Genomic DNA, 11,769 nt, shown 5'->3' on the forward strand with positions numbered 1-11,769 from the left:
GGGGGTAAAACGTGCCAGTGCCTGCACCACTTTCGCGTTATCGGGTCAGGGTCTGCACCCCATCCCTCGTTCCCAGCAGCAACACATCGGCCGCCCGCCGTGCAAACAGGCCGTTGGTGACTACTCCGGTGATGTTGTTGATCCGCTGCTCCATTTCCAGGGGCTGGGGGATCGGGAAATGATAGACATCCAGGATGACATTGCCGTTATCGGTGATTACGCCCTCTCGATAGACCGGGTCACCGCCCAGTTTGACCAGTTCGCGGGCGACATAGCTGCGGGCCATGGGGATCACCTCGACCGGCAGCGGGAATTCCCCCAGGGTTGATACCAGCTTGCTGCCGTCGGCAATGCAGATGAAGGTTCTGGCGACAGCGGCGATGATTTTCTCCCGGGTGAGGGCTGCGCCGCCGCCCTTGATGAGCTGCAGGGCGCTGTTGGCTTCGTCTGCGCCATCAATATAAAAATCGACCTGGTCTACCGTGTTGAGGTCGTAGACCGGGATGCCGTGCCGGCGAAGGCGGTCGACGGACGCTTCCGAGCTGGCCACAGTGGCATTGATCTGGCCTTTAACGGCGGCGAGATTGTCGATGAACAGATTGGCGGTGGAGCCGGTACCAATGCCCAGCACCATGTTGTTGTCCAGATGCGGCCTGATGTAGTCGAGAGCTGCATCCGCTACAGCCTGCTTCTGCTCGTCTTGTGTCATGTTGTTTGTCCTTCGTTTTGTGTCGAATGTCGGCATCAGTATAAGAGTGCCTGGCGCAGATCACCAAAAAATACCGGTGTTACCAGGGCAAGCAGGGCTGAAAATCCTCGCACTGTCCGCTACTATGGCCTGTTGTTCTGTAGTTGGATACCTGTAGCCATGCCCCAGTCGTACATCAAGCGCATACTCGACGCCCGCGTTTACGATGTCGCCCGCGAAACCCCGGTGGATGAAGCGATGTTGATGTCGCGCCGCCTGGGTAATCGCGTCTTGTTCAAACGCGAAGACCTGCAGCCGGTGTTTTCCTTCAAGTTGCGCGGCGCCTACAACAAAATGCAGAAATTGAGCCCGGAGCAGCTGGCCTGCGGCGTTATTGCCGCATCCGCCGGCAATCATGCCCAGGGACTGGCGTTGGCTGCCCAGCACATGGGGGTAAAGGCCACTATCGTGATGCCGCGTACCACACCACAAATCAAGGTGGATGCGGTACGGAACCGGGGTGCGCGAGTGGTTCTGCACGGCGATTCATTCGAAGAGGCTTCGGCACAGGCGCAGAAACTGGTGGCCGAAAAATCCATGGTCTATGTCCATCCCTTTGACGACCCGGATATCATTGCGGGGCAGGGGACAGTCGGGATGGAAATCGTGCGCCAGTGCCAGCGGCCGCCGCATGCGATATTTGTTCCCGTGGGCGGCGGCGGCTTGCTGGCAGGTGTTGCGGCATATGTTAAGTATGTCTGGCCGCAGACCCGCTTGATCGGCGTGGAGCCTGAGGATGCTGCCTGTTTGCAGCTGGCGATGCGCCGCGGGCGTCGTGCGATACTGCCGGAGGTCGGCCTGTTCGCAGACGGTTGCGCCGTGGCCCAGATTGGCAAGGAGCCCTTTCGGGTCATTCGCGAGACGGTGGACGAAGTGATTACCGCCACCACCGATGAAATCTGCGCCGCTATCAAGGATATTTTTGAAGATACCCGGGGTATTGCCGAGCCCGCCGGGGCACTGGCCCTGGCGGGCCTGAAAAAATATGTGGAGCGGACCGGGGTGAAGGACCAGGATCTGCTGGCCATTGTCAGTGGGGCCAATACCAATTTTGATCGTCTGCGCTACATCTCCGAGCGCACCGAGATTGGTGAACAGCGGGAAGCGGTGATCAGCGTGACGATCCCCGAGCGGCCGGGCAGTTTCCGGGCGTTTTGCAGTGCCCTGGGTCGGCGCAATATCACCGAGTTCAACTACCGCTATTCAGACCCCGGTGCCGCGCTGGTGTTTCTGGGCCTGTCGGTGGTACCCGGTGGCACTGACCTGGCCGAGTTGCTGGCGGACCTGCAACAGCAGGGTTATGCCACCGAGGATATGACCGATAACGAAATGGCCAAGCTTCACGTTCGCTATATGGTGGGCGGGCGTGCCCCTGCCAGCCTGGAAAACGAATCCGTATTCCGGGTCGAGTTCCCCGAGCGTCCCGGCGCCCTGCTCAAGTTTCTCTCCAGTCTCGGCCAGAGCTGGAATATCTCCATGTTCCACTATCGCAATCACGGGGCTGCATACGGGCGTATTTTATTGGGAGTGCAGGTGCCGCGCGCGGAGCGCCGTGAATTTCGGGTTGTGCTTGACGAAATCGGTTATCCCTGGTGGGACGAAACCGCGAATCGCGCCTATCAACTCTATCTCGGTCATACCCCAGAGGGGGCAAAATAGCCTGAAACCCGCGGATTTCGGGGGTTTTGGCTTTTCTTTGCGGTTTTTCTCGGATACACTCGGAAAAGTTTGTGAAATAGTGCCAAAGAATTATCTGGCACGACGGCCTAAACCGTCCGTCAGGGAGCGAGCCACAAGAGCATCGCCTTTGAGAAATGTATCCCCTTGCGCGGCAACAACGCGCCTTGAAAAGACTGTGAGAGTGTAGAACTGTGAAAAGTAAACCGGATTATCTTCTGGTCCTGATAGCCGCCTTTGGTATTGGCGTTGTGGTCACCCTTGTTTTGCCGATGGCAGCGAGCGACACATCAGCAGCGCCAGCCTCCGAGCTACAGGCCGGGGTCATCATCAGGGACTAGATTTCCCGCGACGTTTTGCCTGGGCCGTTACAGCGGGTCAGGCCCGCTTCCGTTATCACAAAGTCCAGGGGTATGTCCCAGGGGTCGCCTGGCAATGCACTGGCCTCCTGGCACGCAAACGCAAGGCCCACTCGCAGGGGGCCGGAAACCCCGGCAAACGTGCGATCATAAAAGCCTCCCCCCATACCCAGGCGCGTTCCATCTCGCTGCCAGGCCACCAGTGGCATGACGACGATATCGAGCTGCGCGGGGGCGCATTGAGGGCTGTCGCTGCCCGGTTCGGGTATCCCGAGTACATTCGGGGCTAGCGTCTCTTCCCGGGACCAGAGGCGAAACTCCAAATGGTTGCCATCCGCCAGCACCGGCAAATAGACTTCGCAGTGTCGCCTGCGGCAATCGGCCAGAAGGTTGACGGGGTCAAGTTCGCCATCATTGGCCCAGAACAGGGCTACCCGGCGGGCACTGTCCCAGCCGGGAAGGTGCCTGGCGTGGACGGCAGCAGCCCTGGCGGCGGCATCCCGAAAGTCAGTGCCCAGGGCCCTGCGACGAGCGCGCAAGAGGGTGCGAAGAGCAGGTTTTGATTCTGGGTCACTGTTCACAAAAAGAGAGGATTCCCGGCATAACGGTGGCAGAGTCGCCCTTGAACCCGACGGTTCAAGGAGGAGGTTCCTGCACTGTATCAGGCGTTCCGGTCGCTGCCGGACATGCACACCAACAGTGGCGAGGAACTTCCGGGTATAGACTTATCGGCTCGAGGACTGTCTGCCTGTCGCCTATGCCAGGAACCCGGTCTGTAGTATACACCAATCGGATGGGTTGGGCCCATTCAGCTTATTTCGAGCTGCCGCAACTGGTACATGGCGTCATCAATTTTGCGTTGCAGGCCCTCCAGTGCCTTGTGGTCAAGATCTTCCGGTGCGCGGGGTTGCGCAATGGCACCATCCTGCTCCGAAGCCTGTAATAATTCATGGCTGATATTGAGCGCCGCCATGACGGCGATGCGTTCCAGGCCAATTACCTTGCCGCTGTTACGGATGGCGCGCATCTGTTTGTCCAGGTAGCGGGCAGAGGTTATCAGCTCTGCCTGTTGCTCTTCCGGACAGGCAACCTGGTATTCCTTGTCGAGAATATGTACTGAAAAGGTATTGGTGGTTGTCACAGGCTTCACTCCATAGATCGCAGTCGATCTATCATGGCTTCAACTTTTGACCTGGCCAGTTCATTTTTATCGATCAGCTCTTGCCGCTCGCGCTGCCAGCCGCTACTTTCAGCCATAAGCCGTCTGTTTTCGCGATCGAGATCCCCACAGAGGGCAATGAGATCATCAATTTTGGACTCAAGTCTCTGGAGCGCGCTGTTTGCCATGAAGGTGTACTTGGGCTGGGTTCATTTAACGCTTACTATAGAGCTGGCTGCGGTACAGGTCAACGCAGTAAAAGTTTCTATATATCAATGGCCTGCCTTGCCTTTCGCAGTAATCAGTGGAGGTCCGGCAGCTGCCGGGGCCGCAGTGGCAGCCGGCACACGGGAGTTTACGCATGTTTGACAGCCTGCCCGGCGAATCGGGTTTGTTTGATTTTGATGATATCGCCAACCAGTTACTGGAGCAGGGGGTGGACTGTTCGCCCTCGGAAATCCACGGGACCCTGGTGGGTATACTGGCCGCCGGCGCCGACGATGACGCCGGTGCCGGCCTCGACGCGCTCAACCGGGCGCTTGATCTGGATCTGCACGGTGAACTGGCGGACCAGGTCATGCAGCTCTATGCGTTCAGCAGCACGGCCCTGCAGGATGATACCTTTGATTTCCAGCCTTTGTTGCCCGACGATGACGACGAGCTGGTTCTGCGCACGGAAGCGCTGGCCCAGTGGTGCCGTGGTTTCCTGGCAGGCTACGCCAGGGTGATTGCCCGCGCCGGTACCGCGGGTGAAAGCCTGCCGGGTGACAGCACTGAGGTCCTTCGGGATTTTGCCGCCATGGCCCAGGTCAGCGCCGACGACAGCGATGAGGACGACGAGGAAGCAGAGAACAGCTATGCCGAACTGGTTGAATACCTGCGCTTTGCCGCCCTCAATATTTACATGGACAGTTGCGCGCGCGGCGATGACAGAAAGCGGGCGGCACTACGCAAGCCGGGCCCGGTGCACTGAGGTCATGTCGCTGATGCTTCGGCAGTCCCGCACCAGGCGTCCCGAACGGGAAGGTAACTGATGAAAATCAGCAAACCGGAGTTTGCACGCCGGCGACGTCGATTGATGGGGCTTATGGAGCCCAACAGCATCGCGATTATCCCCTCTGCGAGCGAGCAGCTGCGCAGTCGGGACACCAGTTACCCATTTCGTCAGGACAGTGATTTTCATTACCTGTGCGGCTTCCCGGAGCCCGAGGCGGTATTGGTACTGATGCCCGAGCGGGAGCACGGGGAATTCGTGCTGTTCTGTCGCGAGCGTGATATGGCCATGGAGCTCTGGCACGGTTATCGGGCCGGTCCCGAGGGTGCCTGTTCAGGTTACGGTGCGGACGACGCTTTCCCGATCAGTGACATAGACGACATTCTCCCGGGATTGATCGAAGGCCGCGAGCGCGTGTATTACTCCATGGGCCGCAGTGCCGGGTTCGACCACCGGATCATGGCCTGGGTCAACCAGATCCGCAGCAAGGAAGCCAGCGGCGCAGTTCCGCCGGGTGAATTTACCGACCTGGACCACATGCTGCACGATTTGCGGCTGAAAAAAAGCGCAGCCGAATTGCGGCTGATGCAGCGCGCAGGCGACATCACTGCGGCCGCCCATTGTCGGGCAATGCGCAACGCCCGCGCCGGCCTGTACGAATATCAGCTTGAAGCAGACATGCTGCACGAGTTCGCCCGGGGCGGCGCCCGGTTTCCGGCCTATCCCAGTATTGTCGGTAGCGGTCCCAACAGCTGTATTCTGCATTACACTGAAAACGCCCGCGCCATGCGCTCGGGGGAGCTGGTGCTGATTGATGCGGGGTGTGAATACCAGTGCTACGCCGCAGATGTCACCCGTACCTTTCCGGTGAGTGGCCGCTTCAGCTCCCCACAGCGGGCAATTTACATGATTGTACTGGAGGCGCAGCTGGCTGCGATCAACGCCATTTACCCGGGCAATCACTGGAATGCCCCTCACCAGGCTACCCTTGAAGTGATTACCCGCGGGCTGCGCGATCTGGGCCTGCTGCAGGGGGAGGTGGATGAGCTCATTGAGCAGGAGGCCTACCGTGAATTTTACATGCACCGGGCGGGACACTGGCTGGGGCTGGATGTGCACGACGTTGGGGATTACCAGGTTGCGGGCGAGTGGCGCCAGCTGGAAGCCGGCATGGTGCTGACCGTTGAGCCCGGTATCTACATTGCACCGGACAACTCCCGTGTTGCGCCTCGCTGGCGCGGTATTGGCGTGCGCATAGAGGATGATGTGGTGGTTACTGCGAGCGGACATCATGTCCTGACGGATAATGCGCCACGGCATCCCGACCAAATCGAGGCGCTGATGGCAGCGGGCGCATCGTGAGCGGGCAGCGCGACGTTGTTATCGCAGGGGGCGGCATGGCCGGCATCAGTCTCGCCCTGCAATTGGGGCAGGTGTTACCGGCCAGTACCCGCATCTGCCTGGTGGAAGGGTTCGCCCTGCCGCCTGCCTCGGCCTCCGTGCCGGATTACCATCCCTCTTTTGACGCCCGTTCGACAGCGCTGAGCTATAGCTCACAACGCATTTACCAGGACATGGGTGTGTGGCCCGCATTGCAGCGCTGGTTGTGCCCGATTGACACCATCCATGTTTCCAGTCGCGGCCATTTCGGCAGCACTGAGCTTCGGGCCTCTGATCATGCGTGGCCGGCGCTCGGTCACGTTGTAGAGAACCCCTGGCTGGGTCGGGCCCTGCTGCATACATTGCAACAACAGGGGCGGGTAGAATTATTGAATCCGGCCACGGTTGTAGCAGCCACCCCTGTCGCGGGGGGAGTAGACCTGCGCCTCGAAGGCGCAGCTCCGGCCGCCTTGCGCACCTCCCTGCTGGTACTGGCAGATGGCACCGAGTCCGGCCTGCGCAAAAGCCTGGGCGTGGTTGCGGAAGAAAAAAATTATCGCCAGCATGCCCTGGTCTGCAATGTCGCGTTTGCCGAACCCCATCGCGGTTGCGCCTATGAACGCTTTACCGCTCAGGGGCCGCTGGCGCTGCTGCCACTGTTGCCGGTAAGCGGAGCGGAGCACCGCAGCGGGCTGGTGTGGACCCTGCCTCCGGAGCAGGCCGCCTTACTACAGGCCTGCTCCGAGGAAGAATTCCAGCGCGCGCTGCAGCAGCGTTTCGGTTACCGCCTCGGGCGAGTCACGCAGGTGGGTGAGCGCCACAGCTATCCGCTTTCTTTGCGCCATTGCGAGGAACAGGTGCGGGCGGGCATTGTGGTAATGGGCAACGCCGCCCATACCCTGCACCCGGTTGCCGGCCAGGGATTTAATCTGGCCCTGCGCGATATTGCAGCGCTGGGTTCGGTGCTGGCGGCGGCAGCTGACGCGGGCGTGGCTCCCGGTTCATTGCCGGTATTGCAGCGTTACTGGCAGCGGCAACGCAGGGATCAGCAGAAAACAATCCAGTTCAGTGATCGGCTGCCGGCACTGTTTATGCAATCCAGCCCCCTGGTCGGGCTGGCCCGGGACCTGGCGCTCTCCGGCCTGGACTGGGTTGCACCCTTGAAACGTGCATTTGTTCGGCACGCGGCCGGCATACAGGCGATGGAAGGTGCGGATGGCTGATCCCCAGTATTACGATATTGCGATTGTCGGTGGCGGCATCGCCGGCAGTGCACTGGCGCTGGCGCTATCCGGCCAGGGCCTTGCACTGACGGTAGTGGAGGCGGGGTCCCCGCCTCCCGCGACACTTCCGGATGCGGTCGGGCTTGAGCACTTTGATCCCCGGGTGGTGGCGCTGAACCCCCAATCGCGGGCGCTGCTGCAGCAATGGGGGGCTTGGCAGGGAATCGAGGACTATCGCAGTTGTGCCTACCGGCACATGACCGTCTGGGACGCCGAAGGTACCGGCGCCATCGATTTTGACAGTGCTGACATTGGCGCCGGGGCGCTGGGTTATATCGTTGAAAATCGCGCCCTGCTGCGGTCCCTGGCGGGGCGCCTGGACAGCTGTAACGACGTGCAGCTGAGACCGTCCGAGCGTTTGCGCAACTGTATGCCCCAGGCAAATAACAACTTTTTGCTGGAGCTTGCCTCCGGTGCCCGCCTGCAGGCACCGCTGGTGGTGGCAGCCGACGGTGCCCTGTCCCGGGTACGCGACCTGTTCGGGTTTGCCACCCGTGAGTGGGACTATGGCCATCACGCCATTGTCGCCACGGTACAGGTGGAAAGCAGTCACAATGCGACCGCCTGGCAGCGCTTTTTGCCCTCCGGGCCCCTGGCGTTCCTGCCCCTGCCCGGTGGGGAGCAGGGCCATTTTTGCTCTATTGTCTGGTCGCTGCAATCATCCCGGGTTGAAGAGGTCATGGCGCTGTCCGACAGTGAGTTCTGCGCCGCCCTGGGCGCGGCTTTTGAGCATCGGCTGGGCGGGATATCCGGATGTTCCCGGCGTCACGCATTTCCGCTGCGTCAGCGCCATGCTACGCATTATGTGCAACCCGGAGTCGCACTGGTGGCGGATGCAGCACATACTATTCATCCCCTGGCGGGTCAGGGGATCAACCTCGGCCTGCAGGATGTATCGGTGCTTGCGGAAGAGGTGCTGCGGGCCAGGCAGCGTGGCCTGCAACCGGGAAGTCTTCCTGTACTGCACCGCTACCAGCGTCGGCGCAAAGGTGAAAACCTGGCCATGATGGCGGCGATGGAAGGCTTTAAACGATTGTTCGAGCAGCCGGCACTGCCGTTGCGCTGGTTGCGTAACGCCGGCATGCGCGGCGTCAACCAGGCCCGTCCCCTGAAGCGCCAGTTGATGCGCCATGCGATGGGTATGGTGGATTAGCGCTTAACCGGGACCATTGCAGCATCGGCTGTGCAGGTCGGCGTTGTGTTTCAGCGGCCGACGGTTAGAATGTGCGGCATTTCCAGCGCCGATTCCGCCCGGAACCTTTTTGAGAGGATACATCATGAGCCAGACACCCAGTGAACTGAAGTATGCCAGCAGCCATGAATGGGCTCGCCTGGAAGAGGATGGCACAGTCACCATCGGCATCTCCGATCACGCCCAGGAGGCTTTGGGAGACGTGGTGTTTGTTGAACTGCCCGAGCTGGGAGACAGGCTGGCGGCAGGTGATGAGGCCGGGGTGGTGGAATCTGTAAAGGCCGCGTCCGATATCTATGCGCCAATCGGTGGTGAAGTGATTGCGATAAACGACGCGCTGGAAGATGAGCCGGAGACGGTCAACAGTGACCCCTACAATGACGGTTGGTTTTTCAGGCTCCAGCCCGACGACACGACTGAACTTGAAAACCTGCTTGGAGCGGAAGATTACGCTGAACACTGTGCCGAAGAATGATACGGCTCCGTCCGGCGTTTCCGGACCAGGCGAGGCGGTCATGACCACACCAATGGCCGATCTATTTCTGCGACCGGGAGCCGATCGCCGGGTGCGCGGCGGTCATGTCTGGGTCTATTCCAATGAGATCGACACCCAGCGCAGCCCTCTGTCCGCTTTCGTTGCGGGTGACGCGGTTGCGGTGCGCAAGGCCGATGGTGGTTTGCTGGGCTCCGCTTACATGGAGCCCCAGGCACTGATCTGTGCGCGGTTATATGCGCCCGGGCACGAGCAGCCACTGGATACGCTCTGGCTGCAGGCGCTTCTGGTGCGGGCGCTTGCAGGGCGCGAAGCGCTTTTCAAAGAGCCTTATTATCGCCTGGTCTACGGTGACAGTGATGGTATCCCCGGCCTGGTGGTTGACCGTTTTGGCCAATACCTCGTGCTGCAGTTTCACAACGCGGGCATTGAACGTTACGAAGCGGAGATTGTGCAGGCGCTGGTGGTGCTGCTGCAGCCACTGGGCATTCTGTTGCGGGCGGATAACCGCAGTCGCAGGGAGCAGGGCCTGGAGGATCGGGTCGAGGTTGTTTTTGGCGAGGTGCCCGACGAAGTGACCTTGCAGGAAAACGGGGTCCCTTTTCTGGCCCCGGTAGTCGAGGGCCAGAAGACGGGCTGGTTCTACGACCATCGCATGGCACGCGCCCGCCTGGCGGACTATGCACCGGGCAAGCGGGTACTCGATGTTTACAGTTACCTCGGTGGCTGGGGCATACAGGCGGCAATGTCTGGCGCCAGTTCGGTCTGTTGCATCGACAGCTCGGCACGCGCGCTGGACGGAGTGCTCGCCAATGCCCGGCTGAACGATGTTGAGGATAAAGTCTCTGTTTTGCAGGGTGCGGCCACGGAGATGCTGCAGACCCTGCATAAGCAGGGCCGCCGCTTTGACCTGGTGATCCTTGATCCGCCCGCCTTTATCCAGAGGCGCAAGGATATCAAAAAGGGTATCAAGGCCTACCAGCGCATCAACGAGCTTGGCCTGAACCTGCTGGAACCCGATGGCGTGCTCATCTCGGGCTCCTGCTCAATGCACCTGGCACGCTCCGACCTGATGCTGGCCCTGCAGGGCGCGGCCCGGCGCAGCGGCTGTGAAGTGCGCGTTCTGGAGCAGGGTGGCCAGGGACCGGATCATCCCGTGCACCCCCTGATCCCGGAAACGGATTACCTGAAGTCTGTTTTCGTCCGCAAACTCAGTCCCGCAGGGATATGACCGGCCAGCCGGCCTCGGCCGCTCTCGCCCTGAGCGTGGGGTCCGGATCAACGGCAATCGCGTAATCCACCTGTTCCAGTAACGGCAGGTCATTGTGGGAATCACTGTAAAACCAGGTGCCCGCGAGAGGCATTGCGCGTTGTTCGAGCCAGGCTTGCAGCCGCAACACCTTGCCGCCGTGATACGACGGTATGCCGGTGGGCTCACCGGTATACCGGCCAGCCACGATTTCTGCCTCGCAGGCCAGTAACTCCTCAATACCCAGTGCATCGACGATGGGGCGGGTAATGAAATGATTGGTAGCCGTGATTACCAGTAACTGGTGGCCCTGGCGACGATGGCTTTCAATCAGGGCCAGGCCTCTGGGGAGTATGAGGGGCTGGATTTTTTCGCGCATGAACTGGCGGTGCAGGGGCGCCAGCTGTTCCGGCGAGCGGCCCCGCAGTGGTCCCAACGCAAAGCGCAGGTAAGCCTGTATGTCGAGTTTGCCGGCCTGGTAGGCTCGGTAGAAGCGTTCATTCTCATCGGCAAAGCTGTCGCTGTCTACCAGCCCCTGCTCGCAGAGGAATTGTCCCCACAGGTGGTCACTGTCTCCCGCTATCAGCGTATTGTCGAGATCGAAAATGGCAAGTGTCATGTGGTCTCCGCGTGCAATGAAGCAGGATAACGTGCCTGCGGATGGGAGTAAATTTCTCAGGGGCGGCAAAGTGTGGAACAATGGGCGGCCTGTTAATGAGAGTAATAAGAAGGTGATTGATACAGACGGCTTCAGGCCCAATGTTGGTATTATGCTGGCGAACGATGCGGGCCAGCTGTTATGGGCGCGGCGTATCGGCGGCAGGGATGCCTGGCAGTTTCCGCAGGGCGGTATAAATACCGGTGAATCTGCCGAGCAGGCACTGTTTCGCGAACTCGAGGAAGAAGTCGGGCTTGCCGCCGACACCGTGAAAGTGGTGGCGGCGACACGCGGCTGGCTTCGTTACCGCCTGCCGAGAAGGTTTCTGCGTGCGGGGGAGAACCCGGTTTGCATCGGCCAGAAACAGAAATGGTTCCTGCTGCACATGCTGGCCCAGGACGACGCGGTCCGGCTCGACGGCACCGGCAAGCCGGAGTTTGACCACTGGCAGTGGGTCAGTTACTGGTATCCCCTCAATCAGGTGGTGTCTTTCAAACGCGAGGTCTATCGCAAGGCGCTCAAGGAACTGGCCCCCAGGCTGGGACGGATCACTCGCGAGGGCGGCTGATGGCGATAA

The 11,769-nt window shown here is 60.4% G+C and carries 14 protein-coding genes and 1 other RNA gene; 9 read left to right on the forward strand and 6 right to left on the reverse strand.

Annotated features, from left to right (window positions below; translation table 11 throughout):
• Nucleotides 1-37 precede the first annotated feature (37 nt).
• Nucleotides 38-709 carry a ribose-5-phosphate isomerase RpiA gene (gene rpiA / locus CWI75_RS04090; RefSeq protein ID WP_101520223.1) on the reverse strand — a complete coding sequence of 224 codons (672 nt, stop codon included), beginning with the start codon at nt 707-709 and terminating at the stop codon, nt 38-40.
• Nucleotides 710-868: 159 nt separating this feature from the next.
• On the opposite strand from rpiA, the gene ilvA reads away from it, so the two are divergent.
• Together ilvA and CWI75_RS18300 are read left to right on the forward strand one after the other, a co-directional pair.
• On the forward strand, nt 869-2,407 hold the full coding sequence (gene ilvA / locus CWI75_RS04095) for a threonine ammonia-lyase, biosynthetic (RefSeq protein ID WP_101520224.1): 1,539 nt from the start codon (nt 869-871) through the stop codon (nt 2,405-2,407).
• A gap of 212 nt (nt 2,408-2,619) precedes the next feature.
• Complete coding sequence (locus tag CWI75_RS18300) at nt 2,620-2,766, forward strand: hypothetical protein (protein WP_155523004.1); 147 nt, start codon at nt 2,620-2,622, stop codon at nt 2,764-2,766.
• On the opposite strand, the gene CWI75_RS04100 is transcribed toward CWI75_RS18300, so the two are convergent.
• The 4 genes from CWI75_RS04100 to CWI75_RS04115 all read right to left on the reverse strand — a co-directional run bounded on the left by CWI75_RS04100 (nt 2,763) and on the right by CWI75_RS04115 (nt 4,131).
• Nucleotides 2,763-3,365 (reverse strand): 5-formyltetrahydrofolate cyclo-ligase, encoded by a 603-nt coding sequence (locus CWI75_RS04100; RefSeq protein ID WP_101520225.1) that lies wholly within the window; start codon nt 3,363-3,365, stop codon nt 2,763-2,765. The two genes, CWI75_RS18300 and CWI75_RS04100, sit on opposite strands and share 4 nt — an antisense overlap.
• An 8-nt stretch (nt 3,366-3,373) precedes the next feature.
• Nucleotides 3,374-3,554, reverse strand: a non-coding RNA gene (gene ssrS / locus CWI75_RS04105) — 6S RNA.
• 38 nt (nt 3,555-3,592) lie between these two features.
• The gene (locus tag CWI75_RS04110) at nt 3,593-3,925 is read right to left on the reverse strand and encodes a cell division protein ZapA (protein ID WP_101520226.1); all 333 of its coding nucleotides are present in this window, start codon (nt 3,923-3,925) and stop codon (nt 3,593-3,595) included.
• A gap of 5 nt (nt 3,926-3,930) precedes the next feature.
• Nucleotides 3,931-4,131 carry a TIGR02449 family protein gene (locus CWI75_RS04115; protein WP_101520227.1) on the reverse strand — a complete coding sequence of 67 codons (201 nt, stop codon included), beginning with the start codon at nt 4,129-4,131 and terminating at the stop codon, nt 3,931-3,933.
• 173 nt (nt 4,132-4,304) lie between these two features.
• On the opposite strand from CWI75_RS04115, the gene CWI75_RS04120 reads away from it, so the two are divergent.
• From CWI75_RS04120 to CWI75_RS04145, 6 genes are all read left to right on the forward strand, one after another.
• Nucleotides 4,305-4,916: a UPF0149 family protein gene (locus CWI75_RS04120; RefSeq protein ID WP_101520228.1), complete on the forward strand. Its 612-nt coding sequence runs from the start codon at nt 4,305-4,307 to the stop codon at nt 4,914-4,916.
• Nucleotides 4,917-4,976: 60 nt separating this feature from the next.
• Entirely contained in the window at nt 4,977-6,299 is a 1,323-nt protein-coding gene (gene pepP, locus CWI75_RS04125) for a Xaa-Pro aminopeptidase (protein ID WP_101520229.1), read from the forward strand.
• Entirely contained in the window at nt 6,296-7,540 is a 1,245-nt protein-coding gene (ubiH, locus tag CWI75_RS04130; protein ID WP_101520230.1) for a 2-octaprenyl-6-methoxyphenyl hydroxylase, read from the forward strand. The genes pepP and ubiH overlap by 4 nt, the downstream gene beginning before the upstream one ends.
• Nucleotides 7,533-8,753 carry a UbiH/UbiF/VisC/COQ6 family ubiquinone biosynthesis hydroxylase gene (locus CWI75_RS04135; protein WP_101520231.1) on the forward strand — a complete coding sequence of 407 codons (1,221 nt, stop codon included), beginning with the start codon at nt 7,533-7,535 and terminating at the stop codon, nt 8,751-8,753. The genes ubiH and CWI75_RS04135 overlap by 8 nt, the downstream gene beginning before the upstream one ends.
• A gap of 124 nt (nt 8,754-8,877) precedes the next feature.
• Complete coding sequence (gene gcvH, locus CWI75_RS04140) at nt 8,878-9,267, forward strand: glycine cleavage system protein GcvH (RefSeq protein ID WP_101520232.1); 390 nt, start codon at nt 8,878-8,880, stop codon at nt 9,265-9,267.
• 40 nt (nt 9,268-9,307) lie between these two features.
• Nucleotides 9,308-10,516 carry a class I SAM-dependent rRNA methyltransferase gene (locus tag CWI75_RS04145; RefSeq protein WP_101520233.1) on the forward strand — a complete coding sequence of 403 codons (1,209 nt, stop codon included), beginning with the start codon at nt 9,308-9,310 and terminating at the stop codon, nt 10,514-10,516.
• Here CWI75_RS04145 and CWI75_RS04150 read toward each other — a convergent pair.
• On the reverse strand, nt 10,497-11,153 hold the full coding sequence (locus CWI75_RS04150; RefSeq protein WP_101520234.1) for a histidinol-phosphatase: 657 nt from the start codon (nt 11,151-11,153) through the stop codon (nt 10,497-10,499). The two genes, CWI75_RS04145 and CWI75_RS04150, sit on opposite strands and share 20 nt — an antisense overlap.
• 112 nt (nt 11,154-11,265) lie before the next feature.
• On the opposite strand from CWI75_RS04150, the gene CWI75_RS04155 reads away from it, so the two are divergent.
• Nucleotides 11,266-11,760: an RNA pyrophosphohydrolase gene (locus tag CWI75_RS04155; protein ID WP_206604635.1), complete on the forward strand. Its 495-nt coding sequence runs from the start codon at nt 11,266-11,268 to the stop codon at nt 11,758-11,760.
• Nucleotides 11,761-11,769: the final 9 nt, after the last annotated feature.

Origin of the sequence: Kineobactrum sediminis, assembly GCF_002868715.1 — a bacterium.
GTDB lineage: Bacteria > Pseudomonadota > Gammaproteobacteria > Pseudomonadales > Halieaceae > Kineobactrum > Kineobactrum sediminis.